Origin of the sequence: Corallococcus sp. Z5C101001 (assembly GCF_007352635.1) — a bacterium.
Lineage (GTDB): Bacteria > Myxococcota > Myxococcia > Myxococcales > Myxococcaceae > Corallococcus > Corallococcus silvisoli.
Map to the genome: position 1 here is coordinate 36348 of NZ_VKLU01000010.1, position 26308 is coordinate 62655.

Annotated in this window: 23 protein-coding genes and 1 tRNA gene; 17 read left to right on the forward strand and 7 right to left on the reverse strand. The window is 69.4% G+C overall.

Annotated features, from left to right (window positions below; translation table 11 throughout):
* From FOF48_RS22540 to FOF48_RS22560, 5 genes are all read left to right on the forward strand, one after another.
* On the forward strand, positions 1-1923 hold the full coding sequence (locus FOF48_RS22540) for a hypothetical protein (RefSeq protein WP_143904837.1): 1923 nt from the start codon (positions 1-3) through the stop codon (positions 1921-1923).
* 140 nt (positions 1924-2063) lie between these two features.
* Positions 2064-2564, forward strand: coding sequence for a flavin reductase family protein (locus tag FOF48_RS22545; protein ID WP_143904838.1), 501 nt, complete (start codon positions 2064-2066; stop codon positions 2562-2564).
* Between the two features lie 45 nt (positions 2565-2609).
* Positions 2610-3188, forward strand: coding sequence for a superoxide dismutase (locus FOF48_RS22550; RefSeq protein ID WP_143904839.1), 579 nt, complete (start codon positions 2610-2612; stop codon positions 3186-3188).
* A gap of 224 nt (positions 3189-3412) precedes the next feature.
* The gene (locus FOF48_RS22555; RefSeq protein ID WP_143904840.1) at positions 3413-4447 is read left to right on the forward strand and encodes a hypothetical protein; all 1035 of its coding nucleotides are present in this window, start codon (positions 3413-3415) and stop codon (positions 4445-4447) included.
* A 116-nt stretch (positions 4448-4563) separates the two neighbouring features.
* The gene (locus FOF48_RS22560; RefSeq protein ID WP_143904841.1) at positions 4564-4980 is read left to right on the forward strand and encodes a hypothetical protein; all 417 of its coding nucleotides are present in this window, start codon (positions 4564-4566) and stop codon (positions 4978-4980) included.
* 109 nt (positions 4981-5089) lie between these two features.
* On the opposite strand, the gene FOF48_RS36540 is transcribed toward FOF48_RS22560, so the two are convergent.
* From FOF48_RS36540 to FOF48_RS22570, 3 genes are all read right to left on the reverse strand, one after another.
* A tRNA-Sec gene (locus FOF48_RS36540) sits at positions 5090-5188 on the reverse strand.
* Between the two features lie 270 nt (positions 5189-5458).
* Positions 5459-5767: a hypothetical protein gene (locus FOF48_RS22565; protein WP_143904842.1), complete on the reverse strand. Its 309-nt coding sequence runs from the start codon at positions 5765-5767 to the stop codon at positions 5459-5461.
* Positions 5768-5796: 29 nt separating this feature from the next.
* Positions 5797-6870: a metallopeptidase family protein gene (locus tag FOF48_RS22570; protein ID WP_143904843.1), complete on the reverse strand. Its 1074-nt coding sequence runs from the start codon at positions 6868-6870 to the stop codon at positions 5797-5799.
* Positions 6871-6958: 88 nt separating this feature from the next.
* Here FOF48_RS22570 and FOF48_RS22575 point away from each other — a divergent pair, with 88 nt between their 5' ends.
* Positions 6959-7315 (forward strand): response regulator, encoded by a 357-nt coding sequence (locus FOF48_RS22575; RefSeq protein ID WP_143904844.1) that lies wholly within the window; start codon positions 6959-6961, stop codon positions 7313-7315.
* A 179-nt stretch (positions 7316-7494) separates the two neighbouring features.
* A complete protein-coding gene (gene groL / locus FOF48_RS22580) occupies positions 7495-9141 on the forward strand; it encodes a chaperonin GroEL (RefSeq protein WP_143904845.1) in 1647 nt (548 codons plus the stop codon).
* A gap of 116 nt (positions 9142-9257) precedes the next feature.
* On the opposite strand, the gene sinK is transcribed toward groL, so the two are convergent.
* Positions 9258-10775: a hybrid histidine protein kinase/response regulator SinK gene (sinK, locus tag FOF48_RS22585; protein ID WP_143904846.1), complete on the reverse strand. Its 1518-nt coding sequence runs from the start codon at positions 10773-10775 to the stop codon at positions 9258-9260.
* Positions 10776-10942: 167 nt separating this feature from the next.
* Here sinK and FOF48_RS22590 point away from each other — a divergent pair, with 167 nt between their 5' ends.
* Positions 10943-11332 (forward strand): demethoxyubiquinone hydroxylase family protein, encoded by a 390-nt coding sequence (locus tag FOF48_RS22590; protein ID WP_143904847.1) that lies wholly within the window; start codon positions 10943-10945, stop codon positions 11330-11332.
* Positions 11333-11369: 37 nt separating this feature from the next.
* On the opposite strand, the gene FOF48_RS22595 is transcribed toward FOF48_RS22590, so the two are convergent.
* The gene (locus tag FOF48_RS22595; RefSeq protein WP_143904848.1) at positions 11370-12746 is read right to left on the reverse strand and encodes a diguanylate cyclase; all 1377 of its coding nucleotides are present in this window, start codon (positions 12744-12746) and stop codon (positions 11370-11372) included.
* Positions 12747-12798: 52 nt separating this feature from the next.
* Here FOF48_RS22595 and FOF48_RS22600 point away from each other — a divergent pair, with 52 nt between their 5' ends.
* The 4 genes from FOF48_RS22600 (at position 12799) to nadC (ending at position 19421) form a co-directional block, all read left to right on the forward strand.
* The gene (locus FOF48_RS22600; protein ID WP_143904849.1) at positions 12799-13614 is read left to right on the forward strand and encodes a chemotaxis protein CheW; all 816 of its coding nucleotides are present in this window, start codon (positions 12799-12801) and stop codon (positions 13612-13614) included.
* A 117-nt stretch (positions 13615-13731) separates the two neighbouring features.
* A complete protein-coding gene (locus tag FOF48_RS22605) occupies positions 13732-14982 on the forward strand; it encodes a PleD family two-component system response regulator (RefSeq protein ID WP_143904850.1) in 1251 nt (416 codons plus the stop codon).
* A 53-nt stretch (positions 14983-15035) separates the two neighbouring features.
* Positions 15036-18533 (forward strand): valine--tRNA ligase, encoded by a 3498-nt coding sequence (locus tag FOF48_RS22610; RefSeq protein ID WP_143904851.1) that lies wholly within the window; start codon positions 15036-15038, stop codon positions 18531-18533.
* Between the two features lie 9 nt (positions 18534-18542).
* A complete protein-coding gene (nadC, locus tag FOF48_RS22615; protein WP_186002029.1) occupies positions 18543-19421 on the forward strand; it encodes a carboxylating nicotinate-nucleotide diphosphorylase in 879 nt (292 codons plus the stop codon).
* Between the two features lie 120 nt (positions 19422-19541).
* On the opposite strand, the gene FOF48_RS22620 is transcribed toward nadC, so the two are convergent.
* Positions 19542-21161 carry an alkaline phosphatase family protein gene (locus FOF48_RS22620; RefSeq protein WP_143904852.1) on the reverse strand — a complete coding sequence of 540 codons (1620 nt, stop codon included), beginning with the start codon at positions 21159-21161 and terminating at the stop codon, positions 19542-19544.
* 91 nt (positions 21162-21252) lie between these two features.
* Here FOF48_RS22620 and FOF48_RS22625 point away from each other — a divergent pair, with 91 nt between their 5' ends.
* From FOF48_RS22625 to FOF48_RS22640, 4 genes are all read left to right on the forward strand, one after another.
* Positions 21253-21663, forward strand: coding sequence for a thioesterase family protein (locus FOF48_RS22625; protein ID WP_143904853.1), 411 nt, complete (start codon positions 21253-21255; stop codon positions 21661-21663).
* A 41-nt stretch (positions 21664-21704) separates the two neighbouring features.
* Positions 21705-22670: a class II fructose-bisphosphatase gene (gene glpX / locus FOF48_RS22630; RefSeq protein WP_143904854.1), complete on the forward strand. Its 966-nt coding sequence runs from the start codon at positions 21705-21707 to the stop codon at positions 22668-22670.
* Positions 22671-22712: 42 nt separating this feature from the next.
* Positions 22713-23138: a type II toxin-antitoxin system RatA family toxin gene (locus FOF48_RS22635; protein ID WP_143904855.1), complete on the forward strand. Its 426-nt coding sequence runs from the start codon at positions 22713-22715 to the stop codon at positions 23136-23138.
* Between the two features lie 400 nt (positions 23139-23538).
* Positions 23539-23718 (forward strand): hypothetical protein, encoded by a 180-nt coding sequence (locus FOF48_RS22640; protein ID WP_143904856.1) that lies wholly within the window; start codon positions 23539-23541, stop codon positions 23716-23718.
* A 121-nt stretch (positions 23719-23839) separates the two neighbouring features.
* On the opposite strand, the gene FOF48_RS22645 is transcribed toward FOF48_RS22640, so the two are convergent.
* The gene (locus FOF48_RS22645; RefSeq protein ID WP_143904857.1) at positions 23840-24928 is read right to left on the reverse strand and encodes an ADP-ribosylglycohydrolase family protein; all 1089 of its coding nucleotides are present in this window, start codon (positions 24926-24928) and stop codon (positions 23840-23842) included.
* Positions 24929-25008: 80 nt separating this feature from the next.
* Here FOF48_RS22645 and eno point away from each other — a divergent pair, with 80 nt between their 5' ends.
* The gene (gene eno, locus FOF48_RS22650) at positions 25009-26307 is read left to right on the forward strand and encodes a phosphopyruvate hydratase (protein WP_143904858.1); all 1299 of its coding nucleotides are present in this window, start codon (positions 25009-25011) and stop codon (positions 26305-26307) included.
* The last annotated feature ends 1 nt before the right edge of the window (position 26308 follow it).

Genomic DNA, 26308 nt, shown 5'->3' on the forward strand with positions numbered 1-26308 from the left:
ATGTCCGCCAGGAAATCGTCGAGCCTGATTCACGCGATGCAGTCCACCGGTACGCATCACTTCATCGAGCGGACCTATCGAGAAGGGGGTGCCTTCCAATGGGCTCGCGAGACCTTGGTGAACGCCATCGAAGCCGGGGCCACGCAGGTCGAGTACGGCATTGAATGGCAGGCCGTCGCGCGCAAGGGCGTCTACCGGCGGGTCATCGCGGATGACGGCAAGGGCATGCGGCACGATGAGCTCGTTCGGTTCTTCAATACGTTTGGCGGGGGCGGCAAGCCGATTGGCGGCGTCACGGAGAACTTCGGCGTGGGTTCGAAGACGTCCCTCCTGCCGTGGAACCGCTACGGGATGGTGGTGGTGTCATGGGTGGAGGGTGAGCCGTCGATGGTGTGGCTCATGCAGGACCCTGACACCTGCGAGTATGGGTTGAAGTACTGGCACCTCTCCGACGAGGAAGAGGGCGGGGGGAGCATCGAAACGGAGCGGCCGCCGTTCGACGATGAAGAACATGGTTGTGATTGGCGCGCCGTGAAGCCGGATTGGATCAAGGCGCACGGAACGGTCATCGTCCTCCTGGGGAACTCGCCAACGGACGACACGGTGCTGGGCGACCCCAGCCGGGACGAAAGCGGCGTGCATGGAATTCCCAGGTACCTCAATCACCGCATCTGGGAGATTCCGTGCAACACCACCGTCGTGGTGGATGTCCTTCAGAGCGACACCAAGGAGAACTGGCCTCGTGATGCGCAGGAGGCGCAACACCACGGCCTCCGGCCGACCCTCCGGCGCACGGTTCGCGGCGCCCGTCACTGGATTGAATACCCGCGGGGCCATGACGGCGGCAGTCTGGCCGACAAGGGGGCCCTGACGCTGGAGGATGGCACGCGGGTGGATTGGTTCCTCTGGTCCGGTGCGCGCCCCAACATCCACGGCTATGCGGCGCGGTACGGGTACATCGCGGCGCTCTACCGCAACGAGCTGTACAACTATCAGACGCACCATTCGGTCTACCGTTCCCTGGGGGTGAGCGCCTCGCAGGTCCGGCAACTGCTCTGGATCGTGTTCCAGCCGCCGGAGTTCGACGGCGAGGGCCGCAACGGTGCCTTCCCGACCACGGACCGGAACACGTTGAAGCTGCGCGGAGGGCCGGGCGCGAACGACGACCTGCCGTTGAGCGAATGGGCCAGTGAGTTCGCCGACAAGATGCCTGAGCCCATCCGCAAGGCGCTCGCGGAGGCGAGGACAGGCGAGTCCCGGGGCATCGAGGATGAGGCTTGGCGGGACCGGTTGATCGAGCGCTTCGGGGCGCGCTGGAAGATGAGCCGGCTGTCGGCGAGGAAGGACGGCCCGGAGAAGGTCACGCCCGTCCAGCAGGGCGCCCAGCTGACGCTGCCCGGAACGCCGAGCGGGTCACGGCGCCCTCGGTCGGAGACGGTCTCCGCTCGAAGGAGTCCGCGGGGACCGGAGAACCTGGGGTCCACTCCTGGCGCCTCGGCCGCGCGGAGTGCCCGCGTGGGGGGCGGGCTGCCGCACTGCCGCGCCGTCAAGAAGGAGGACATGGATCGTCCGGGACTCCTCGCGGTCTGGCAGCCACGAGACCCGGAGTACCCCAACGGCGTCGTGCTCCTGAACGTGGAGCACCCGGTCCTGACGCAGCAGATCGCCCACCATCAGGCGCAGTACCCGGATCACTTCGCGGAGGACGTCGCGACGGAGGTCCGCAACGTCTACATGGAAGTGGCCATCGCGAAGATCGCGCACTCGGAGTTCTTCCGCTCCATCCTCCCATCGCCGGAGGTGGACGGGGAGCTCAGGTCGCCCCACGCGTTGACGCTGGCGCTGTTGGGGTTGGTCTCGGAGGACTTCGTCATCCACAACCGCCTGAGCAAGAAGTTCGGCAAGGCGCGGCCGGTCGATTGAGCCCGGGCTTCGGGCGATGTCAGGGAGTTGACGCGCCGGGAAGAGGGGGCGGCAGGGGGCCCTGCCACCCCATTGGTATTCCGCCAATGGATTGGAGGAAGTGCTGACCTGGTGGCGGCGCGGGTGGTAGAGACCGGCACATGACTCAGAGCGGGACTGAAGGGGTGTCGGCCCCGGACTTCCGGGAGGCGATGTCCCGTTGGGCGAGCGGTGTGGCGGTGGTCTCGGTCCGCGACGCGGACGGGGTCGCGGCGACGACGATCAGCTCCTTCAGCTCGCTCTCCCTGACGCCTCCGCTGATCGTGCTGGCGCTGCAGAAGACCTCCCGGACGCTTCAGCGGGTGGAGGCCGCCCGTCACTTCAGCGTGAGCGTGCTGTCCACCACCCAACGCGAGGTGTCGGTCCGATGCGCGAAGGGGGAGGTCGAAGGCCTGGTGTTCGACGAAGGTGCCTTCGTCCAGGACAGCCTGGTGGGCCTGGCATGCAGTCTGTTGGATGTGCACCGTTACGGCGATCACCTGTTGCTGGTGGGCCTCGTGGAGCGCATCCAGCAGGGGGCGGAAGGGGAGCCCCTGCTCTACTGGAACCGGGCGTATCGCGCGCTGACGGCGCACCCGGAGCCAGGGCCCGCCCCGAAGTAGCCGACGAGAAGACGAACCACACTGAACCCAGAAAGGACGAACCCGATGCCGTTCACGCTGCCCGAGCTCCCGTACAAGAAGGACGCGCTGGCCCCCCACATGAGCGCGGAGACGCTGGAGTTCCACCACGACAAGCACCACGCCGCCTATGTGAACAACCTCAACAAGCTGGTGGAGGGCAAGCCGGAGGCGAACAAGTCGCTGGAAGACGTCATCATGAGCAGCGACGGTGGCGTGTTCAACAACGCCGCGCAGGTGTGGAACCACACCTTCTTCTGGAACTGCATGAAGCCGAACGGCGGAGGCAAGCCGACGGGTGAGCTGGCGGACGCCATCAACCGTGACTTTGGCTCCTTCGACAAGTTCAAGGAGGAGTTCTCCACCGCCGCCGCGACGCAGTTCGGCTCCGGTTGGGCATGGCTGGTGAAGGACGGCGACAAGCTGGCCATCATGAAGACGTCCAACGCGGACCTGCCGATGAAGCACGGCAAGAAGGCGCTGCTCACCATCGACGTCTGGGAGCACGCCTACTACATCGACTACCGCAACCTGCGTCCCAAGTTCATCGAGACGTTCCTCACGAGCCTGGTGAACTGGGACTTCGTGGCGGCGAACCTCAAGTAGTCCAGGCGTGACGTCACGGGAACCGCGCGGCCCGGCTCGGCACGGTCCGGAGCGGCGCGGTTCTCCGCTGGAGGGGGGCTCAGGGGGCGAAGCGGCTCTCCGTGTAGGTTGCGCTTGCGAATGGGATATGGGGGGTAGCATTTTGCGCGCCCTTCATGGCGCTCCCTCCCTCATCCCCGGGCCTTTGTCATTCCAGGCGGTCGTGGGTCCCTTGGGGGCTCGCGGTGGTCGTCCTGGTCCACCATTTCGGTCTCTGGGCCTGGACGTCATGGCATCGCGGCATCTCGCCGCTCCTGCTCTTGGATCGATGGGACTCGCACCACTACAGCACGCTGGTTCTTGATGGCTATACGTGGCCTCTGTGGGCCTTTCTGCCGCTGTATCCGGGCCTCGTATGGCTGTTGCGGTGTGGTAGCACCTTGCCACCCCAATTCGTGGGGACGGCCTTGTCCACGGCGTGTCTGCTCGCCTTCATCGGCTGGAATACCCACTGGGGCAGGCACGGGTACCTGCGCGAAGGGCTGACGGCCCGGTCGTCTTGGGGGTGGTTTGTCTTTCTTTGTAGTCCCGCCAGTTTCGCCCTGCACTCGCATCACACGGAGGGATTGTTCCTCCTCTTGTCGTTTGGGGCGTTGGCATGTGCATCGCGCGGAGTACGGCTGCCTTCAGGCCTGCTGGTCGCGCTATGTATCTTCACCCGGAATCAAGGTTGCTTCGTGGCGATTGCCGCAGCGCTCCTCTTTGCGCTGCGCGAGCAGACATGGCGCGAACGGATGGTGCGGTTCGTCTCATTGGGGTGCGTGGCGGTGCCGGCATTTGGAGGGCTGCTTGTCTTTGAGTGGAGCCAGTCCGGCGATCCCCTCATGTTCTTGAAGGCCCAGCGTGAATGGAACCACGTCGACTCCGTATGGGGAGCGATCCGGGGGGTGTGGTTCGGGAACCCCTGGCACCAGGGTTTTAGCTGGTGGCTGCTGCTGCGGAATATCTTTGGAGCGGCGTGGCTGGTGTTCGCCTGTCTGTTGTGGCGCCGCGACCGAGCGTTGGGGCTCTACGCCCTGTTGTCATTTCTGGTGATGTTGCCCCAGGGAGATCTGGGAAATGCCTTTCGCTTTGGGGCAGTGCTCTTCCCGGTGCTGTTCCTCGCGGGGGACTGGCTGGCCACACGCGCGGGATGGCTGCGGTGGACGGTGGCGCTGCTCCTCGTCTGGCTCAACCACAAGGTGACTCACGCCTATGCCATCGGGAAGTGGCCCTATTAAGCGCGCTCGAAGCGAGTGTGGCCCGGACGTGCGCTGGCCCGGGATTCTCTTCGCCGTCCACATTCCGCGCAACCCGCGTCGAGTCCCTTGTGCACTCCGCGCGGAGAGGGTGAAACATGCAGCGCTTTGCCCTCTCGGGTCTTGCACTCCTCATGGCCTGTGCAACGCCTGTCCGTCGGGCTGCGTCGCCCGTCGTCCCCGGAACTCAGGCGTTCGAGCCTCCACGGGGGGCCAAGGCAGCGGCGCCGGTCAAGCCCAGCCCGGTCTACGTGTTCGAAGGCGTGGAAGTGTTCGGCTCACGCAAGGTGCCCAAGGAAAAGCTGCTGGAAGTCATTGGAATGCCCGCGCCCGGCGCGCGCTTCAACCTCGAGCAGGGAGCGTTCACGCCGCATCTCACCGAGAGCGGGCCGCGCCTCCTGGCGGCCTACACGTTCGCGTTCTGCCGGGACTCGATGCGGGACCTGGGGGGAGATCGGGCGGCCTGGCACCGTTGGGTCGAGCAGACGTGCGCCGCCAACGGCGCCCGGAACTGACGGCTGAGTTCGGCATCGCCTGAGCTTCGGGCCGCGGTGAAGACAATCCTGAACACATCTGGGTAGGGTGCCGGTCGGGCAAGATGGGGGCGTAACCCCTCGGAAGCATTGGCGGTAGAGCACGGGAATCGAACTCGCCAGGGACTGCTCTCGCAGCCCCTCACCGGTTTTGAAGACCGGGCCGGCCACCAGGTCCGGAGGCCCTACCAACTCCGATTACCGCCGCTTGCGCCCGGTCCGTCAACCGCGGTCACGCCTTCCGCGCGGAGATCAGCGCGTACTCGTCGCACTGGAAGGGCGTGAAGTCGTCCTGGAGCGTCGGCATGTGCCCGCCGTCACGACCGAGGACAAGGTTCCAGGCTGGCAGCTCGTCTACTCCTGGGTCTAGTTCAGCGACATCGACGCGCAGCCGGCGCTCGTGAACACGAACCTCACGAAGCTGCCGGATGGATGGCGTCCCACCGCCACCGTCTTCGATTCAGCCGCCGCTGCTCGCCTGGCAGATGCCGGGGCAGTCCGCCCCGGAGCCGGGCGTGCACGTGTCGGATGGATCATCCACGCAGTGCGTCCCCGACACATCCGTCGCGCAGCCTCCGAAGAGCCCGCCACAGCACGCGACATAGCCGTCCGGCACGTCACACGGCGTCTCGAAGCCCTGGCACGTGCCGCTGGCCGAGCGCGCGAACACCTTCACCCGTGGACACTCGCGCGGCACCTCGCTCCCTCCGCCCGTGCACCCCGCCATGCCCAGCATCGCCATCAGCCCCAGCCTCATCCGTGCATGCATGGCACGCATCAGGGCAGGGGAGCGCGGGGCTAGTCCAGTCCCCGCTCCCAGAGGTCGTCTTCATCCAGACCCATCAGGTGACCCACTTCATGCATCACCGTGATGCCAATCTGCTCGATCAGCTCCTCGCGGGTGCGCGCGAAGCGCTCCAGGTTCTTCTGGTACAGCACGATGGACGGCGGGAAGTGATCCGCCGCGTCCATCACGCTGCGCTCGCCCACCGGCGTGCCCCGGAACACCCCCAGGATGCACGGGGACAGGGGCGGCTGCTGACCCAAGAGGTCCTCGTCCGACGGCAGGTCCTCCACCGCCAGGGTGACGTTGTCCATGTACTGCTTCACCTGCGAGGGCAGGGCGCCCATGGCGTCCTCCACCGCGCGGTCGAACGCCGCCTCTTCCAGCGCCACCGGCGGCGGCAGCTCCTCGGGCGCCAGCGTCTGCGCCCGCCCGAAGCGCTTCTTCGCCTCGCGCCCGTCCCCGCGCCGCTCCGCGATGAGCCCCAGGTAGTGGTGCGCCCAGGCCTCGTCCGGCGCGTCCTTCAGCACCCGCTCGAAGGACTCCTGCGCGGGGGCGAAGCGGCACAGCTCGAACAGCGCGATGCCCCGCTCCAGCTGCGCGTCCGGCGAGCGCGGCATGTGCATGAGCGCCGCGTCCAGGCTCTTGAGCGCGGACTCGCATTCGCCCAGCTGGTTGAGGCCCATGCCCTCCAGCAGCAGGAACTCGTAGACGAGCTCCACGTCGTCGGCCTTCTGCGCGAGCTTCCTCCCGCGGCCGCACCACTCCAGCCCTTCCTCCACCGCCTCGCGGTCCTCACCCGTGCGGCAGACGAGGAACTCCGCCGCCCCGAAGAGGATCTCCAGGTCCTCCGGCGCGGCCTTGAGCGCGGCGCCGTAGGCCCGGCCCGCGTCCTCCAGCCGGCCCACCTCCACCAGCGCCGCGGCCCGGTAGTGCAGGGCTTCTGGTGACTCCGGGACGTCCCGGAGGAGGGCGTCGGCGCCGACGAGCGCGGCCTCGAAGTCCTGGGCCTCGAAGGCGTCCGCCACCCCGTCCAGTCGCGCGTCCACGCCTCGCGCCTCCCCTTGCTTCGCCGTGCGCTTCGCCATTCGGGCAGGCAGCTAAGAAGCCGTCCTTCGCGTTGTCAACGACCGGCGTGGCTGTTACCTTCCAGCGCCCCGTTTCGGCCCGAACCCCGTGAACATCCTGGTCGTAGACGACGATTACGAGCTGTGCACCATGCTCTCTCGCTACCTGGAGATGCACGGGTACACCGTGTTCTCGGCGTCGGACGCGCTCCAGGCCCTGGACATCATGGAGCGGCACCCCGTGGGGCTGGTCATCACCGACTACCTGATGCCCCACCTGGACGGCATCCACTTCACGGAGATGCTGAAGGCGGACCCCCGCTTCCAGAGCATCTCCGTCCTGATGATGACGGCCAGCACCGACGCCAACATCTCCGACCGGGGCCTGCGCAAGGGGGTGGCCATCACCCTGCAGAAACCCCTGGACATGGGGCAGCTGCTCAACCTCGTCCGCTTCGCGGAATAGCCGTCGTCCCCGGTCGCCGGGGCCCCCACCCGGGCGGGCCAGAAGGCGTCCTCAGGGTCACACGCCTGCCCCTTTCCGTTGACATCGTCGATGCGACCCTTATGTTGGCGCTCGACATGGCCGAGTGCTAACGGCCATCCCCATTCGTAGAAATTCCCCAAGTATTATCGGAGGTTGCGATGGCAGCGAAGGAAATCTTCTTCCATCAGTCCGCGCGCGATTCCATCCTGCGCGGCGTCCGGATCCTCGCGGATGCGGTCGCGGTGACGCTCGGTCCCAAGGGCCGCAATGTCGTCATCGAGAAGAGCTTCGGCTCGCCCACGATCACCAAGGACGGCGTCACCGTCGCCAAGGAGATCGATCTCGAGAACCGTTTCGAGAACATGGGCGCGCAGATGGTGAAGGAGGTCGCGTCGAAGACCTCCGACAAGGCGGGCGACGGCACGACGACGGCGACGGTGCTCGCGCGCGCCATCTATGAGGAGGGCCTGAAGCTGGTGGCCGCCGGCCACAGCCCCATGGACCTCAAGCGCGGCATCGACAAGGCGGTGGAGGTGGTGGTCGCGGAGCTGAAGAAGCTCTCCAAGCCCACGACCGACAAGCACGCCATCGCGCAGGTGGGCACCATCTCCGCCAACGGCGACGAGACCATTGGCCACATCATCGCGGACGCGATGGAGAAGGTGGGCAAGGAGGGCGTCATCACCGTCGAGGAGGCCAAGGGCCTGGAGACGACGCTCGACGTGGTGGAGGGCATGCAGTTCGACCGCGGCTACGTGTCGCCGTACTTCGTGACCAACCGCGACCGCATGGAGGTCGTCCTGGACGACCCCTACATCCTCATCAGCGAGAAGAAGGTCTCGTCGATGCAGGACATGATCCCCGTGCTGGAGGCGGTGGCGCGCTCGGGCAAGCCGCTGCTCATCATCGCGGACGACATCGAGGGCGAGGCGCTGGCCACCCTGGTGGTCAACAAGATCCGCGGCGTGCTCAACGTGGCCGCGGTGAAGGCGCCGGGCTTCGGCGACCGCCGCAAGGACATGCTCAAGGACATCGCCACGCTGACGGGCGGCATGGTGGTGAGCGAGGAGCTGGGTCACAAGTACGAGAACCTGACCCTCAATGACCTGGGCCGCGCCAAGCGCATCACGGTGGACAAGGACAACACCACCCTCGTGGACGGTGCCGGCCAGAAGTCGGAGATCGAGGGCCGCATCAAGCTCATCCGCACCCAGATCGAGACGGTCACCAGCGACTACGACCGCGAGAAGCTCCAGGAGCGCATGGCGAAGCTCGTGGGCGGCGTGGCGGTCATCAACGTCGGCGCGGCGACCGAAGTGGAGATGAAGGAGAAGAAGGCCCGCGTGGAGGACGCGCTGCACGCGACCCGCGCGGCCGTCGAAGAGGGCATCGTCCCCGGCGGCGGCGTGGCCTACATCCGCAGCCTCAAGGCCCTGGACGCCCTGAAGCTGGGCGGCGAGCAGGACTTCGGCGTGGAGATCATCCGCAAGGCGGTGACGGAGCCCCTGCGCAAGATCGCCAGCAACGCGGGCGTCGAGGGCGCCGTCGTCATCAACAAGGTCAAGGAAGGCACCGGCGCGTTCGGCTTCAACGCCCGCACGGAGACCTACGAGGACCTGGAGAAGGCGGGCGTCATCGACCCGACCAAGGTCGAGCGCACCGCGCTGCAGAACGCCGCGTCCGTGGCGTCCCTGCTGCTCACCACCGAGGCGATGATCGCCGAGCGCCCGAAGAAGAAGGCCAAGGGCGGCGCCGGTGGCGCGGGCGGGATGCCGGAGTACGGCGGCGACGACATGGACTACTGAGCCACTCCGGCTCAGACAGTCACTGAAGGGCGGCGGGCCTCACGGGTCCGCCACCCGTCGGGTTTCCGGCCCCGGTGGGCCTCGCGCGACGCGGGGCGCCCGGGGCCGGAGTCTTTTCAGGGCTGGGGCTTCTTGAAGGCGAGCCCCAGCTCACGGCTGAGCGCCGTGGTGTCGGAGAGCAGCTTGGGCAGGCACGCGGCGGCTCCGGCGCGCAGCGACGCCAGCGCCGTCTCCATGGTGAGGTGCTCGGCCAGGACGACGAAGGGCGCGCCCTGGCTCAGCCCCCGGGCCAGCTCCAGCGCCTTCTTCCCGTAGGCCGGCGCGAAGTCCCACGACACCACCACGCCCACGGGGGGCTCCATCGCGGCCACCTCCGCGCCCGGGACGACGCGCGCCTCCAGCCCCAGCAGGGCCAGGGCCTCGGAAATCAGCCGGGCGGTGGCCGGGTGGTCCTCCAACACGTCCACCCGCCGCGTCGCGGTGGTGGAGGCGGGAGCGGGCGGTGCCGGGGGCGTGTACAGCGCCTGGCGCAGCAGCGCGCGCACCTGGCGGATGTCGTCGAAGGGCTTGAGCAGGTAGTCCACCACGCCCAGCTGCAGCGCCTGCTGCGTCGTCACCAGCGACGGGTAGCCCGTCATCAGGATGACGCGCGAGGTGGGGTCCAACCGCCGCGCATGCTGGGCCAGCTCCAGCCCCGACAGGCCGGGCAGGTTCTTGTCCGTGACGATGAGGTCCACCTTCGAGGAGCGCAGGAGCTCCAGCGCGGCCTCGCCCGTGGCCGCTTCGATGACCTCGCACTCCTTGTCCATCAGGTCCTTGAAGACCATCCGGATGATGCCCTCGTCATCCACCACCAGCAGCCGCTTGCGCGGGGGGCGGGGCGCGTCCGTGGGCGGGAAGAGCACTCGGAACACGGTGGCGGGCGGCGGCACGTCGCGCAGCGTCGTCGGCGGAACGAGGGCAATCTGCGCGTGGTGTTCCTGCGCGATGCGGCGGCAGACCGCGAGCCCCAGGCCGGTGCCGCGTTTGCTGGCGGAGACGTAGGGTTCGAAGATGCGCGCGCGCAGCTCCTCCGGGATGCCCGGCCCCCAGTCGGAGACGTAGAGGGCCGTGGACGCGCCCTCGCGCGCGAGCGTCACCTTCACCCGGCCCCGGCCGGACATGGCGTCGCGCGCGTTGTTGAGCAGGTTGAGGGTGAGCTGTTCGATGAGCCGCGCGTTGCCCTGGATGGGGAGGTCCTCGGGCGCCTCCACCTCCAGGGAGATGCGCGCCGAGTCCGGATTGACGCTGAACACCTTCGCCGCGGCCCAGATGGGCGCGGCCAGGGACAGCCGCTGCTGCGGGGCGGGCCGCTCGCTGGCCAGGCGGATGAAGTCGGAGACGATCTGCTCCATCCGCTCCACCTGCGCCAGCAGCAGCTTCAAGGGGCCGCTGGAGCCGCCTTCCTCCGCCAGCAGCTGGGCGTAGGCCTTGGCGCCCAGCAGGGGCTGGCGCAGCTCGTGGAGGACCTCCGCGGCGACCTGGTGGGTATGGGCGTTGGCGCGCTGGAGGGCCGCCGCCGCGAGTCGGGCCGCGGGCAAATCCCCTGCATCCAGGGCCTGGAGCAGTTGCGCGAGCGGCGAGGGGGTCTCCATGCGTCGGGAGCATGGCGGAGGCGGGTGTTCACGCGCAACGCGTCCCCCGCGGGATTCGGTTGACCGGATCCTCCGCCGAACGGATGCTCGCGGCGCCTTCCAGCCGGGCACGGGGGACGTGCGTGCCCGCCCGCTCGCTGGGGGCTCTCCCTGTCGCAGAGGTCCGCATGCCGCAGACGAACCCGTTCCACTCGCTGACGCCCCGGAAGCTGACGGACTCCGAACTGGCCCGCTCCATCCGGCTCAACATCGAGGCGGAGCTGGACGCCATCAACCTCTACGCCGCGCACCTGGACGCCACGGACAACGAGGAGGCCAAGGCCATCCTGCGCCACGTCATGGACGAGGAGCGCGAGCACGCCGCGCTGTTCTGGCAGCTCATCGCGCGGTTGGATCCGCAGCAGGCGCAGCACGACCGCGAGGCGTCCCAGAAGTACCAGCTCATCACCACCGGCGCGTCCCACGAAGAGGTGGAGGCGGTGGGGGAGGGCGGTGCCGCGGAGGCGCCGGACGTGGAGCTGCCCAAGCGGCTCACCGTGGGCAACCTGCGCAAGTAGCGCGGGCCCCGGGCCTTCTCTCCCCGGGCGTGGACGTTCAGCCCTGGGGAGGCGGGCCGTGGCGGCGCTCGGCCGGGGTGGCTTCCAGGTCCTGCGCCGCCATGTAGACGACGTTGCGGCTGCCGCGCTTGCCCCGGTACATGGCCCGGTCGGACAGGTCCAGCAGGTGGTCCTTGTCCTGGGCGTGCTCCGGGAAGCTGGCGACGCCGATGCAGGTGGTGAGCTTGAGGGCCAGCCCCTCACGGCCGAGGAACTGGTGGGTCTCCATGGTGCGGCGGATGCGTTCGGCCACCTTGAGGGCGCCGCCGGAGTCGGTGCCGCGCAGGAGCACCACGTACTCGTCGCCGCCGAAGCGCGCGACGACGTCCGGGTCGCGCACGCAGCCCTTGAGCACGCGCGCGGCCTCCACCAGCACGCGCGAGCCCACCAGGTGCCCGTGCGTGTCGTTGATGGCCTTGAAGCGGTCCAGGTCCAGGAACAGCAGGGAGAAGGGCCGCTGCGTCTGCCGGGCCTCGTTCACCTCGCGGTCCAGCACGAGGTGCAGGTAGCGCGTGTTGAACAGGCGGGTGAGGTCGTCGACGTACGCCAGGTCCTCCACGGCGGCGAAGCGGCCCAGGTTGCGCAGGGCCAGCGCCCAGTTGCGCACGAGGAAGCCCACGGTCTCCGCGTGGTGCTCCGCGGGCGCGGTGTCGTGGAAGAGCACCGCGTGGCCCAGCACCGTGTCGCCGTCCACGGCGGGGAAGGCGAGGGTGCGCGGCCAGGGGACCTGGAGCCCATCCAGCTCCGCGGGCGTGCGGGTGACGGACAGGCGCTCCGTGAGCTGCGGAAGCAGCGTGTCGTGCAGGTCCTCCGGCAGGCCGCGCATGCCGTGCGCGCGGAAGCCGGAGCCGGGGTCGCGCTCCAGGAGCATCACCGCGGAGGCGTTGGCCATGGACTCCAGCGCGTCCGAGGCGGCCGTGGCCAGCCGCTCCCGGTCCAGCGTGGTGGCGATCCGCTGGCCCGCCTCCAGCAGCGCGACGTGCTGGCGCAAGGAGGCGTTCTCACGCATCAGGTCGCGCGTGGTGAGCGCGCGGCGCAGGGCGTGCTGCAGGGCCTCCGGCGCCACCGGCTTGACCAGGTACTCCGCCGCGCCGCTCTTGATGGCGCGCACCGCGGGGGCCACCTTGTCCAGGCCGGTGATGACCACCACCTCCACGCCGGGGTAGCGCTCGCGCACGTGGCGGAGCACCTCCATGCCGTCGCCGCCGGGGAGGATGAGGTCGGTCACCACCGCGTCGAACCGCTCCGCGGCGAGGGCGGACTTCGCGTCCGCCACGGTGGGCACGGCGGTGACGATGTGTCCCGCGGCCGTGAGGTAGTCGCCGTAGAGATTGCGGGCGATCTTTTCGTCGTCGACGAGGAGCAGTCGCGCCATGACTGTTCACGGCTTAGCACCCAACCCCGGAGTGCTGCTAGGGTCCCCGGCCGTGTCGCCCTTTGAAAGCGGACGCCGGCTCTGCCTGCTGGTGGAGGCCGGTGAGACGCGCTACGCGGTGGAGGCCACCTCCGTCATCGAGGTCGCCATGCCGGGCGCTCGCGGCGCGAGCCTGCGCGGCGTGCTGGAGGTGAAGGACCTCTCCGCGCTGCTCGGAGGGCCGCCGGAGGACGTGCCGGGCATGGTGGTGGTGCTGGATGTCAGCCCCACGCTCGCGGTGCGCGTACGCTCGGTGGTGGAGGTGGCGGACGTCGCGCGCGACCCCTTCTTCCTCCTGCCCCCGGGGCTGGCGGACTCGCTGGCGCCCCTGAGCCGGGGAGCGGTGCTGCACAAGGACCGGCTGTATCTGGAGCTCATCGTGGAGGCGCTGCCCCACCGGGCGGGCCCCCGGGCCGCGCCTCCGGAGCCCCGGCCGGTGCACTGGGCGGACGAGCCGCCCGAGCGAGCGCTGGTGCTGGAGTCCCAGGGCGTGCTGTTCGGCGTCCCGCTGGGCTGCGTCTCCCAGGTGGTGCCGAAGGGGGAGGCCTTCAGCGTGCTCCCGGTCCAGAGCGGACCGGTGGCGGGGGTCTTCCCGCACGCGCAGGCGCTCTGGCCCATCTGCTCGGTCCCGGCGTTGCTGGGGGCCCAGGCGCAGGTGGAGGACCTGTTCGTGCTCACGGAGCTGGCTGGCCGGAACGTAGGGCTGGCGGCCACCCGGGTGCTCGGCGTGCTGCAGAAGTTCAAGCCAGCTGAGCTGATGGGGACCTTCCGGGCGCCGGGGCTGCCGGATCCGGTGATGTTACTGGACCTGCAGCGCATGTTTTCTTGATCGGCCCGACGCGCGAATCCTAAGCTTCTCCGATTGACACAGGACCAGCAGGCAGGCTTGCTCGTCCGAAATCTCAAACGAATTCAGGGGGGTATGCGCCCCCCGAGGCCGGAGCCGATGCCCAAGAATCTGCTGATCGCCGACGACTCGCTCACCATCCGCAAGGTGATCGGGATGATCTTCGCGACGGAAGACTTCCAGGTGACCGCGGTGGACAACGGGCTGGACGCCATCTCCCGCACGCGCGAGCTGCGTCCGGACGTGGTCCTCGCCGACGTGACGATGCCCGGCAAGAGCGGTTACGAGGTCTGCGAGGCGCTCAAGAGCGACCCGTCCACGCAGGCCATCCCGGTGCTGCTGCTGGCCGGCACCTTCGAGGCGTTCGATGAGAACCGCGCGAAGGCCTCCCGGGCGGACGACCACATCACCAAGCCCTTCGAGAGCCAGATCCTCCTCGACAAGGTGAAGGCGCTGGTGGGCCAGAAGTCCAACACGATGCCCGCCTCCGCCGCGACGCGCGTGCTGCCCCAGACGGCCGCGCCCACGGCCGTCGCCGCGCCGCCCGCCGCCGCGCCTCCGGGAGCACGTCCCCCGGGTGCGCCTCCGCCGGGCGCCGTGCCTCCGGGAGCGCGTCCTCCGCCGGGCGCTGCTCCTCCGGGTGCGCGTCCTCCGGGGCCTGGCGTGCCGCCGCCTCCGGGCATGGCGCGTCCTCCGCCGGGCGCTGTTCCGCCGGGCGCGCGTCCTCCGGGTGCGCCTCCACCGGGCGCCGTGCCTCCGGGTGCGCGTCCGCCGCCGGGCGCCGCTCCTCCGGGCGCGCGTCCCCCGGGGCCGGGCGTGCCGCCGCCTCCGGGCATGGCGCGTCCGCTGCCGGGCGCCGTTCCGCCTCCGGGAGCGCGTCCTCCGGGCGCTCCGCCCCCGGGCATGGCCGCGCGCCCTCCGGCTCCGGGTGCACCGAACATCCCGGGTGGCTTCCCTCGGCCTCCGGGCGCCGCGCCGCTGCCGGCCGCGCCTCCTCCCGCCGCGGCTCCGCCGGCGGCCCGCACCCGGGATCCGTTCGGGCTGGGGGCTCCGTCCGCGCCCGCCGGCATGCAGGCCCGGCAGGAGAGCATCCGCATCGAGGACTCGCTGCCCGAGCCCAGCGGCGCGGAGGAGATCTCCCTGGACATCGGCGGCCCCGGGCCGGCCGCCCCTCCGCAGCGCGCCCGCCCGGCCGCGGATGGTGGCGAGGCGCTGCTTCGCGAGGCGCTGTCGAAGGCGTCCCGCGACGTTATCGAGAAGATTGCCTGGGAGGTCGTCCCGCAGCTGGCGGAGACGATCATCCGGCAGGAGCTGGAGCGGCTCATCAAGGACCGCGAGACCCAGCATTGATTCGCAGTCCCCTCTGATTCCCCGCCGGCCCCGTCGGGGGCCGGCCGTCTTCAATGACTGACACGACTGAACTGTCCAAGGCCTACGAGCCCTCCGAGGTGGAGGCGCGGTGGTACAACCACTGGCTGGAGCGCGACTACTTCCGCGCCGAGGCCACTTCCTCCAAGCCGCCGTTCAGCATCGTGCTGCCGCCGCCCAACGTGACGGGCAGCCTGCACATCGGCCACGCGCTCACGGCGACCATCCAGGACATCCTCACGCGCTGGAAGCGCATGAGCGGCTTCAACGCGCTCTGGCTGCCGGGCACCGACCACGCGGGCATCGCCACGCAGATGGTGGTGGAGAAGGAGCTGAAGAAGGCGGAAGGCAAGAGCCGCCACGACCTGGGCCGCGAGGCGTTCCTCGAGCGCGTCTGGACGTGGAAGGGCAAGTACGGCGCGCGCATCGGTGAGCAGCACCGCTACCTGGGCGCGTCGCTGGACTGGAGCCGCGAGCGCTTCACGATGGACGAGCAGTCCTCCGCCGCGGTGCGCGAGGTCTTCGTCCGGCTGTACGAAGAGGGCCTGATGTACCGGGCCCAGAAGCTCATCAACTGGTGTCCGTCCTGCCGCACGGCGCTGAGCGACCTGGAGGTCGAGCACGAAGAGAAGAACGGCTCGCTCTGGCACATCCGCTACCCGGTGAAGGGCAGCGACCGCACGCTCACCGTGGCGACGACGCGTCCGGAGACGCTCCTGGGCGACACCGCGGTGGCGGTGCACCCGGACGACCCGCGCTACGCGGACCTGGTGGGCAAGACGGTGGCGCTGCCGCTGACCGACCGCGAGATTCCCATCATCGCGGACGGGGAGCTGGTGAACATGGAGTTCGGCACCGGCGTGGTGAAGGTCACGCCCGCGCACGACTTCAACGACTACCAGACGGGCCTGCGCCACAAGCTGCCGATGCTGTCCATCCTGGACGAAGCGGCGCGGATGACGAAGGACACCGGCAAGTACGCGGGCCTGGACCGGACCGAGGCGCGCAAGCAGGTGCTGGCGGACCTGACGGAGCTGGGGCTGCTGGAGAAGGAGGAGCCGCACAAGCTGAACGTGGGCACCTGCCAGCGCTGCGCCACGGTGGTGGAGCCGCGCCTGTCGCCGCAGTGGTTCGTGAAGATCGAACCGCTGGCGAAGCCGGCCATCGAGGCGGTGGAGCAGGGCCGCACGAAGTTCGTCCCGGAGACGTGGACGAACACGTACTTCCACTGGATGCGCAACATCCACGACTGGTGCGTGAGCCGCCAGCTGTGGTGGGGCCATCAGATTCCCGCGTGGTACTGCGCGGCGTGCAGCCCGGCGGGCGAGGCGCGGTCGCTGGACACGGCGGACGTCATCGTGTCGCGCACGACGCCGGAGTCCTGCCCGAAGTGCGGCGGCACGCAGCTGGTGCAGGACCCGGACGTGCTGGACACGTGGTTCTCGTCCGCGCTGTGGCCGTTCTCCACGCTGGGGTGGCCGCGCCAGACGCCGGAGCTGAACACCTTCTACCCGACGTCCGTGATGGAGACGGGCCACGACATCATCTTCTTCTGGGTCGCCCGGATGATGATGATGGGCCTGCACTTCATGAACGACGTGCCCTTCCGCACCGTGTACCTGCACGCGATGGTGCGCGACGAGAAGGGCGAGAAGATGTCCAAGACGAAGGGGAACGTCATCGATCCCCTGGACGTCATCCTGGGCGCCAAGGCGGACGCGCTCCAGCCGTCCCTGCGCAACCGCTTCCCGCAAGGGATGCCCGCGTTCGGCGCGGACGCGCTGCGCTTCACGCTCGCGTCGCTCACGCAGCAGGGCCGTGACATCAAGCTGTCGATGGACCGCCTGGGTGGCTACAAGGCGTTCTGCAACAAGCTGTGGAACGCCAGCCGCTTCGCCCTGATGAACATGGGCGACTTCAACCTGGACCGGACGCCGCTGGAGGGCCGCGCGCTGACGCTGGCGGACCGGTGGATCCTCTCCCGGTTGCAGAAGGCCACGCTGGAGACGCGCGCGTCCCTGGAGGCGTACGGCTTCGCCGAGGCCGCGTCCACGCTGTACCAGTTCCTGTGGGCGGAGTTCTGCGACTGGTACATCGAGCTGGCGAAGGGCTCGCTCTACGGCGAGGACGCGCAGGCCAAGGACACCACGCGCGCGGTGCTGGTGCACTGCCTGGACCGCATCCTGCGGCTGATGCACCCGTTCATGCCGTTCATCACCGAGGAGATCTGGCAGAAGCTGCCGATGTCCCGGTCCACGGAGAGCATCTGCATCGCGGCGTACCCGGAGCCGGAGGCGGCGCGGGTGGACGCGTCCGCGGAAGCGGAGATGGCGCCGGTCATCGCGGCCATCGAGGGCCTGCGCACGCTGCGCGGCGAGAGCAACCTGCCGCCGTCCGCCAAGGTGAAGGCGGTGGTGCAGAGCCCGGACGCGACGACGCGCGAGCTGCTGGAGCGCTGGCGCGCGTACCTGATGCCGCTCGCGGGCCTGTCCGAGGTCGTGGTGGGCCCGCCGGGCGCCAAGCCCCCGCAGGCGGCGGCGTTCGTGAGTGGCAATCTGGAGATCTACGTCCCGCTGGCGGGCCTCGTGGATCTGGACGCGGAGCGCGACCGCCTGAAGAAGGAGATCGCCCGCGCCGAGCAGGAACTCACCGGTTTGCAGCGCAAGCTGGACAACCCCAACTTCGTGGCCCGTGCTCCGCCGGACGTGGTGGAGAAGGACAAGGCCCGGGTGGCGGAGCTCCAGGAGCGCGCGGTCAAGCTGCAGGATCACCTCCAGCGCATCGCCCCGGAGCCCCCCATGTCCGAGACGCCGTCGTCGTTGCCGGGCAGCACCGAGTCCGAAGCCCCTGAAGTGTCCGAGAGCCCCGCCCCCGAGAACGCCCAGGTGAAGGTGGCCGCCGAGCCTTCGTCGCCGAAGGGTGAAGAGGTGAACCTGGGGCAGGAGTTGAAGGGCGAGATGGAGGCGGAGGCCGCTGGGCAGGCGCCCCAGGCCGCCGACCCGGTGGTGGAGGACGCGCTCAACAAGCTGCGCGAGGGAACCAAGGAAGGGTTGTCCGCCGCGGACCACCACGACCTGGGCGTCGCGTACATGAGCATGGGCCTCGTGGACGACGCGATGCGCGAGTTCGACCGGGCCAAGGAGGGGGGAGACTCCCGCGAGGCGCCGGAGGGCACCTCCGCGCCCGTGAAGAAGGCCGCGGGCAAGAAGGCGCCGGCGAAGAAGGCCGCCGGAAAGTCGGCGCCCGCGAAGAAGGCCGCGAGCAAGAAGTCGGGCGCGAAGAAGGCCGCGGCCAAGAAGGCGCCGGCCAAGAAGGCCTCCGCGAAGAAGGCGGCGGGGAAGAAGTCCGCGGCGAAGAGGGCCACGGGCAAGAAGGCGCCGGCCAAGAAGGCTTCCGCGAAGAAGGCGGCAGGGAAGAAGTCCGCGGCGAAGAAGGCCACGGGCAAGAAGGCTTCCGCGAAGAAGGCGGCGGGGAAGAAGACCGCCGCGAAGAAGACCACCCGGGGCAAGCCGGCACGCAAGGCGCGCAGGTAGGAGGCGGAAGTGCAGCAGGATTATCTCGATCGGCTCATCGCGCTGTCCCTCGACGAGGACCTGGGTGCCGCGGGGGACGTCACCTCGCTGGCGGTGGTCCCCGCCGACGCGGAGGGCAGCGGTGAGCTGGTCGCGAAGGAGCAGATGATCGTCGCGGGCCTGGATGCCTTCGTCCGCGTCTTCCACATGGTGGACGCGGAGGTGGAGGTCGAGGTCCTCAAGCAGGACGGCGAGGAGATCAAGCCCAAGGTGGTCGCCGCGCGCGTCCACGGCAAGCTGCGCGCGCTGCTGGCCGCGGAGCGCACCGCGCTCAATCTGGTGCAGCGTGCCGCGGGCATCGCGACACTGGCCCAGCAGGCGATGACCTCCGTGCGAGGCTCGAAGCTGAAGGTGCTGGACACGCGCAAGACGCCGCCGGGCATGCGAGGGCTGGCGAAGCACGCGGTGCGCATGGGCGGCGCGTCCAACCACCGCTTCGGCCTCTTCGACGGCATCCTCATCAAGGACAACCACATCGCGGCCGTGGGCGGCGACATCACCGAAGCGGTCCGCCGCGCGAAGCTGAATGGCCCGCGGCTGGTGAAGATCGAGGTGGAGGTCACCAACTTCAAGCAGCTCGAGGAGGCCATCGCGGCCGGCGCGGACGTCATCATGCTGGACAACATGGACGACGCGCAGATCCGCGAGGCCGTGAAGCTGACGGCCAGCCGGGTCCCCATCGAGGTCTCCGGAGGCGTCACCCTGGACCGTCTGCCTCGGCTGGCGAAGCTGGGCGTGGACTTCGTGTCGATGGGCGCGCTGACGCACTCGGCGCGGGCCATGGACCTGTCGCTGGAGATCCAGACGACGAAGAAGCCCGCGCGAAAGCCCCGCTCCGCGCAGGGCTGACGCGAAGGTTCATTCCAAGGAGTTCCGTGGGCAGGCCGGGTCGGTGAAGACGACTCGACCTGCCCTTTGTCCTTGGCGGGCATCCATCGGTGCGAAGGTCCGACCCGGTGGGCGGCTTTCTCACCGAGCCCCTGTAAGCGCCTCCGCGCGAGGCTTGCCCTCCGCTGACGCGGGCATCCCCATCTCCAGGAGCGCGGACAGCGTGGGCGCGACGTCCACGGGATTGATCTCCTCCAGGTAGAGCCCCGGCTTCACGCCCTTGCCCGCGAACACCACCGGCACCTGCGTGTCATACGAATACGGCGTGCCGTGGTTCGTGCCGCGCGGGTAGTCGCTCATCACCTGGAACGGCTTCGACATGAACAGCACGTCCCCGCTGCGCATCGGGTAGTAGCCGCGCCGCATCGGCGCCACGAGCCCTCCCGCGTCCGCCACCGTGTCCAGGTCGTCCCTCGCCACCGCCATCACCGCGTACGGCTGCTTCGCCAGCCACGCCGCCGCCGCGCGCCGCAGCGCCACGCCGTCCACCTGTCCTGACTCCAGCGCCTTGCCGCCCAGGTACACGTCCAGCTCCAGCAGCTTCACCGTCACGTCCACGCCGAACTTCGCGCGCAGCTCCTGCGCCAGCCCCTTCGCCGCCTCCACCGGGTTGAGCCGCATCGCGGGCAGCCCCGCCTGGGCCCACGCCTCCGGAATCTCCGCGCCCCCGTGGTCCGCCGACAGCGCGATGACCAGGTTCTCCCGGCCCCCCGCAGCGCGCTCGGCCGCGGCGATGAGCTCGCCCATCGCCTGGTCCAACCGCAGCATCGTGTCCTGCATCTCCCACGAGTACGGACCAAACGCGTGGAACACCGCGTCCGTCCCGCTGAAGCTCACCGCCAGGATGTCCGGCACGTCGTCCTTGCCCAGGCCCTCGCCCACCAGCGCCGCCTTCGCCGCCTGCACCAGCAGGTCATGCGACAGCGGCGACACCGCGAAGGCCCGGTATGACGCCGGGCCCGGTGCCTCCAGCCCGCCCTTCAGCGGATGCGGGAACACCCGCCCCATGCCATAGGCCTCCGGCTCCATGGGGCGGTCGTCGTCCCCCACGTACTCCGCACGCGGACGCAACAACTCCCAGGACTTGCTGAACCCCGCGTCCGCCAGCTTCCGCGCGTTGAACACCTGCATCCAGGCGGGCTCCGCCTTCGTGTACCAGGTGCTCGTCACCATCCGGCCCGTCGCCTCGTCGAACCACCAGGCCTGCCCTGTTCGCCCGGCCAGCGGGATCGCCGCCCGCGCCTTGAACGACAGCGCCACCACCTTGCCCCGGCCCTGCGTGGACACACGCAGCCGGTCCGCCAGCGTCTCCGCGAGCAGGTTCTCCGGGCTCGTGTCGGACCCAGGGGGCGTGTCCCCGTACAGCACTGGATGCGTCGGGTCCGTATAGACCTGCACCGCCTGTCCGGCCGCGCGGTCGTAGATGTCGTTGTCCACGATGCCGTGACGCCAGGGGTTGGCCCCGGTGGCCAGCGTGGCATGGCCCGGCGCGGTGCGTGCCTCCGCGTAGGCGTACCGGGCATAGGGGTAATAGGCTCCCGTGGAAAGCAGCTTTCCCAGCCCCCCGGTGAGGCGTGGACGGCTGCGAAGCAGCAGGTCGCTGCCCATCGCGTCCACGCTGATGAACAGCGTGAGCTTCGGCGCTCGGGCGGAAGCGGGCAGGGCGAACAGGACCAGGAGGGCGGCGAGGATGCGCGACATGGGGGCAGCCTCCCCGGCCGGATGGTCAGAAGCAACCAACATGCGCGCCCACCGCTTGGACACGTCACCCCGCCCTGATATGGGCGGCCCAATGGTCGAGGCACGGCTGCGCGTCATCTACGGCGACACGGATCAGATGGGGGTCGTCTACTACGCGAACTACTTCCGCTACTTCGAGTTCGCGCGCAGTGAGTTCTTCCGCGCTCACGGGGGCAGCTACCGCGAACTGGAGAGCACCGGACTGCTGCTGCCGGTCGTGGAGGCCAGCGCCCACTACAAGGCGTCCGCGCGCTACGACGACCTGCTCCTCATCCGCACCACCCTGCGCGAGTTGCGCCGCGCGTCGCTCGTGTTCACCTACGAGCTGCTGCGCGACGCGGAGACCCCCACGCTCCTGTGCACCGGCCGTACGATGCACGCCTGCGTGGGCCGCGACGGAAAACCCCAGCGCCTTCCCGAAGCCCTCGCCCGGCTGAAGGCCGCTGACGACACCGACACCTGACCGTTTCCCTTCCCGAATTCCCGAACGAGGAGCACCCCACAATGGATCGCAACCTGGCAATGGAGGTCGTGCGCGTCACCGAGATGGCGGCCATCGCCTCCGCCCGGCTCATGGGCCGCGGCGACAAGAACGAGTCCGACCAAGCCGCCGTGGACGCGATGCGCCGCGCCTTCGACGCGCTCAACATCGACGGCACCGTCGTCATCGGTGAGGGCGAGCGCGACGAAGCGCCCATGCTCTACATCGGCGAGAAGGTGGGCCGCCGCTACGACGGCGCCCCCGCGGTGGACATCGCCCTGGACCCCCTGGAGGGCACCAACCTGTGCGCCTACGGCCGCCCGGGCTCCATCTCCGTCGTCGCCATGTCCAGCCAGGGCGGCCTGCTCAACGCGCCCGACACGTACATGGAGAAGCTCGCCGTGGGGCCGCGCGCGAAGGGCGCCATCGACCTGACCAGGTCCCCCACGGAGAACCTGCGCGCCATCGCGGAGCGCATGAAGGTCTACGTGGAGGACCTCACCGTGATGACGCTCGACCGCGAGCGCCACGCCGACCTCATCAAGGAGGTCCGCGCCGCGGGCGCCCGCGTGCGCCTCATCGAGGACGGTGACGTGGCGGGCGCCATCGCCACCTGCTTCGAGGGCACCGGCGTGGACGTGCTGATGGGCATTGGCGGCGCGCCCGAGGGCGTCATCGCCGCGGCGGCCATCCGCGCCACCGGCGGCGACATGCAGGGCCGGCTCGTCCCGCGCAACCAGGGGGAGATCGACCGCGCCAAGAAGATGGGCATCAGCGACATCCACAAGATCTACACCGCCGAGGAGCTGGCCCGCGGTGAGGTGATGTTCGCCGCGACCGGCGTCACCAGCGGCGACTTCCTCAAGGGCGTGCGCTTCTTCGGCGGCGGCTGTGAGACGCACTCCGTCGTCATGCGCAGCAAGACGGGGACGGTCCGCTTCATCCAGTCCGTTCACAAGTTCGACAAGAAGCCGGGCTACGCGCCGTAAGCTGTCCCCCTCGCTTCGTCGCTCAACCCAGGAGACACCGCCATGGCCGGCGCCACGCGCACCATCACCATCAACGCCCCCGTCGAGAAGGTCTTCGACATCATCACCAACTACGACCGCTACGCGGAGTTCCTGCCGGAGGTGAAGAAGGTCTCCACCTCCCAGCGCCAGGGCAACACCGTCCAGGTGCACTACGAGGTCGATGTGGTGAAGCGCATCCGCTACACCATCAAGGTCACCGAGGAGCGCCCCAAGCGCATGTCCTGGACCTTCGTCGAGGGTGAGGTGATGAAGGACAACAAGGGCAGCTGGACCCTGGAGCCCGAAGGCGAGGGCAAGACGCGCGCCACCTACAACGTGGAGATGGCCCTGGGCGCCCTCATCCCCAAGACCATCATCAACACCCTGACGGAATCCCAGCTCCCCAAGATGCTGGACGCGTTCAAGCGCCGCGCCGAAGCCCCCTGAAGCCCCGCCGTCCGACGGCCTGCCTCAGCCTCCGCCTGCCTGCCTGTCTTCCCACCCGGCCCCTGCCGCGTTGGGAGCAGGAGGGCAGGCGGGCCCTTTTTGGCCGGAACCGTGCGGTAGGAAAGGTGGGGACCCACTTGAAACGAGTCGGGTTGCGGCGCGCGTTGAGCGCATTAGGATCAGGCGGATTTCAAACGTCCGCTGCGGTTCCCATGACATGCGTGCCACGGTTGCCATGGCCCCGGTGTCGGGAGGTGGACGAGCAGCCATGCGGAATCATGGCGGCGCACCCAGAAAGAAACCGGGGTTCTTAATTTGCATCAGAGAGATGTGGAAGTGGTAAGGGGGCGGGACGGCGGGCGTACATCGGGGTACGTAGGCTGAGGGAGAGACCGAACCCATGCTCGACGCGTTCATCATCGAAGAAATCAAGCGCCGCGAGCGGCTCCGCCGCGAGGACTACGAGCGGCCGGTGGTGGAGCTCCCACTGCCCGCACCGGATGACCGTCCCCACCGGAGGACGGACACCGAGGACGAGAAGCCGTCTCGGGGCGTCGTCGTCATCGACCTGCTCGCCTGAATGACGCAACCCCCCGTGGCCCCTGCGCCACGGCGTGTCCTGGAGCCCGCGGCCGAGCCGTCCCTCACCGGGCGGCCCCCCGCGGGCTTCTCATTTGCGGGCGGTGGCCGTCGCGGGACGGCTAGGCCGGGGCCAGCAGCAGGAGGTGCCGGGGGTGGTAGACCTCCCACAGCACCGTTCCTTTCTGGAGGGGGTTGTAGGGCTGGAGGGCCAGCAGGACCTTCTGGCGCCATTCCGCTGGCAGCGCATCCTCGCCATGGAAGGCGCCCAGCAGCGCCCCGGTGATGGAGGCGTGGACCTCCGTGTCGCCGCCCCGGTGGATGACGTCCACCAGCGCGCGCTCCACGGTGGGGACGTGCAGCAGCTCCCAGAAGGCCAGCCGGAACGCCGCGCGCACCGCGTTATTGCCGGGCCGGTGGAGGTGCAGCTCCGGGCCATACAGCTGCGGGTCGTCCTGGGCCGCCAGGGCCAGATCCTCGCGCAGGAGGGCGGAGGCGCGGGCCACCTCCTGGACGTGGTCCTTCTCCTGACGCCCCAGGGCGGCGCCCGCGAGGGAGATGCCGACCTCCGCGGCGGGCAGCAGGTCGGCGGCCTTCAGGGTGGGGCCGCCCGTCACCGCCTTGGCGATGGCGGCGCACAGCCCCGCGCTGGCGAGCTGGCAGCGGGGGTCGAAGTGGGTGAGGGCGGTGTCCTCGAGGGCGGCCTTGGCCAGCGCGAAGGGGTCCTTGGTCAGGTGGACGCCCAGGGGCACCACGCGCGGCAGGGCTCCGGCGGGGGCCACGCGGCGGAAGTTCTTCAACCAGACGCGCCGGCCGGCCTCCTTGACCTGGCTGGTCATGCCCGCCTCGCACTCCTGCAGCACCTCCTTCATGGGTTCACTGACGGCGAAGGCGTGGGACTGCCAGGCCCGGTATCGCCGGAGCGCGTCCGCGGCGTCGTACCGCTTCACGTCGCGCAGGCTGAGCGTCAGCGCGACGGCGAGCTGGGTGGGCTCCGTCACCTGCCCCTTGCGCAGCTCGTGCGGGCCGCCACCGTGCAGGTCCAGGTAGGGCCCCTCGGCGAGCTGGGGGAAGGACGGCGCGAAGAAGGGTCTGCCCGCGGTGGGGACGGCCAGGGCATTGCCAATGGCGAGCCCCAGCAGGGCACCCCGGGCGCGTTGCCCGGGAAGCGGGTCGGGACCCGTGGCGCGGCGCTTGGGAGGAGGAGGCATTCGGCGGCTGGACACTGTAGCAGGGCGACGGTGCGAGCGTGCTTGCCCGTTCCGGCCGTGCCTCGTAGAAACGGCGCCCTATGACCGAGATCGCTCAAGTCGTGGCGCGTGAAGTGCTTGATTCCCGTGGCAACCCCACCGTGGAGGCCGAAGTGCTGCTCGTGGGCGGCGCGCGTGGCCGTGCGACGGTGCCCTCCGGCGCCTCCACCGGCGAGCACGAGGCGCACGAGCTGCGCGACGGCGACAAGCACCGCTACCTGGGCAAGGGCGTGCTGAAGGCCGTGGACCACGTGCGCGACACGATTGGTCCCTCCATCATCGGCATGGACTCCGTGGACCAGGTGGCCGTGGACCAGCGCATGATCGAGCTGGATGGCACGTCCACCAAGGCGAAGCTGGGCGCCAACGCCATCCTCGCCGTCTCCATGGCCACCGCGCGCGCCGCGGCGGACGCGCACAGCCTGCCGCTGTACCGCTACGTGGGCGGCCTCCAGGCGCGCACGCTGCCCGTGCCGCTGATGAACATCCTCAACGGCGGCGCGCACGCGGACACGCGCGTGGACGTGCAGGAGTTCATGGTGGTGCCCGCCGGCGCCAAGACGTTCGCGGAGGGCCTGCGCTGGGGCGCGGAGGTGTTCCACGCGCTCAAGAAGATCCTCAAGGGCCGCAAGCTGGCCACGGGCGTGGGCGACGAGGGCGGCTATGCCCCGGACCTGCCGGCCAACGAGGAGGCGCTCAAGCTCATCATGGAGGCCATCGACGCGGCGGGCTTCAAGGCGGGCGAGCAGCTGTTCCTGGCGCTGGACGTGGCCGCGAGCGAGTTCTTCGACAAGGGCTCCAAGAAGTACAAGCTCAAGGGCGAGGGCAAGGAGTACGACTCGCAGGGGCTGCTGGAGTACTACCGGGCCCTCGCGCAGAAGTACCCCATCATCTCCATCGAGGACGGCATGGCGGAGGATGACTGGGAGGGCTGGAAGAAGCTCACCGACGCGCTGGGAGACAAGCTGCAGCTGGTGGGCGACGACCTCTTCGTCACCAACGTGGAGCGGCTCTCCAAGGGCATCCAGACCGGCACGGCGAACTCCATCCTGGTGAAGGTGAACCAGATTGGCACGCTGACGGAGACGTTCGACGCCGTGCGCATGGCGCACAAGGCGGGCATGACGTCCATCATGAGCCACCGCTCCGGCGAGTCCGAGGACACCACCATCGCGGACCTCGCGGTGGCGCTGGACTGCGGGCAGATCAAGACGGGCTCCGCGTCGCGGTCCGACCGCGTCGCCAAGTACAACCAGCTCCTGCGCATCGAGGAGGAGCTGGGCGCCGGCGCCCGGTACGCGGGCCGGTCCGCCTTCCGCTCGCTCGCGAAGAAGCAGTGAC

Bases quoted from the DNA above. Each gene is read 5' to 3' on its own strand.
- FOF48_RS22645 (WP_143904857.1), bottom strand. From the start codon at position 24,928: ATGCCTCCTCCTCCCAAGCGCCGCGCCACGGGTCCCGACCCGCTTCCC.
- FOF48_RS22620 (WP_143904852.1), bottom strand. From the start codon at position 21,161: ATGTCGCGCATCCTCGCCGCCCTCCTGGTCCTGTTCGCCCTGCCCGCT.
- FOF48_RS22605 (WP_143904850.1), top strand. From the start codon at position 13,732: ATGCCCAAGAATCTGCTGATCGCCGACGACTCGCTCACCATCCGCAAG.
- FOF48_RS22565 (WP_143904842.1), bottom strand. From the start codon at position 5,767: ATGCATGCACGGATGAGGCTGGGGCTGATGGCGATGCTGGGCATGGCG.
- FOF48_RS22610 (WP_143904851.1), top strand. From the start codon at position 15,036: ATGACTGACACGACTGAACTGTCCAAGGCCTACGAGCCCTCCGAGGTG.
- FOF48_RS22640 (WP_143904856.1), top strand. From the start codon at position 23,539: ATGCTCGACGCGTTCATCATCGAAGAAATCAAGCGCCGCGAGCGGCTC.
- FOF48_RS22550 (WP_143904839.1), top strand. From the start codon at position 2,610: ATGCCGTTCACGCTGCCCGAGCTCCCGTACAAGAAGGACGCGCTGGCC.
- FOF48_RS22545 (WP_143904838.1), top strand. From the start codon at position 2,064: ATGACTCAGAGCGGGACTGAAGGGGTGTCGGCCCCGGACTTCCGGGAG.
- eno (WP_143904858.1), top strand. From the start codon at position 25,009: ATGACCGAGATCGCTCAAGTCGTGGCGCGTGAAGTGCTTGATTCCCGT.
- FOF48_RS22570 (WP_143904843.1), bottom strand. From the start codon at position 6,870: ATGGCGAAGCGCACGGCGAAGCAAGGGGAGGCGCGAGGCGTGGACGCG.
- FOF48_RS22590 (WP_143904847.1), top strand. From the start codon at position 10,943: ATGCCGCAGACGAACCCGTTCCACTCGCTGACGCCCCGGAAGCTGACG.
- FOF48_RS22540 (WP_143904837.1), top strand. From the start codon at position 1: ATGTCCGCCAGGAAATCGTCGAGCCTGATTCACGCGATGCAGTCCACC.
- groL (WP_143904845.1), top strand. From the start codon at position 7,495: ATGGCAGCGAAGGAAATCTTCTTCCATCAGTCCGCGCGCGATTCCATC.
- FOF48_RS22595 (WP_143904848.1), bottom strand. From the start codon at position 12,746: ATGGCGCGACTGCTCCTCGTCGACGACGAAAAGATCGCCCGCAATCTC.
- sinK (WP_143904846.1), bottom strand. From the start codon at position 10,775: ATGGAGACCCCCTCGCCGCTCGCGCAACTGCTCCAGGCCCTGGATGCA.
- FOF48_RS22625 (WP_143904853.1), top strand. From the start codon at position 21,253: ATGGTCGAGGCACGGCTGCGCGTCATCTACGGCGACACGGATCAGATG.
- FOF48_RS22560 (WP_143904841.1), top strand. From the start codon at position 4,564: ATGCAGCGCTTTGCCCTCTCGGGTCTTGCACTCCTCATGGCCTGTGCA.
- glpX (WP_143904854.1), top strand. From the start codon at position 21,705: ATGGATCGCAACCTGGCAATGGAGGTCGTGCGCGTCACCGAGATGGCG.
- FOF48_RS22635 (WP_143904855.1), top strand. From the start codon at position 22,713: ATGGCCGGCGCCACGCGCACCATCACCATCAACGCCCCCGTCGAGAAG.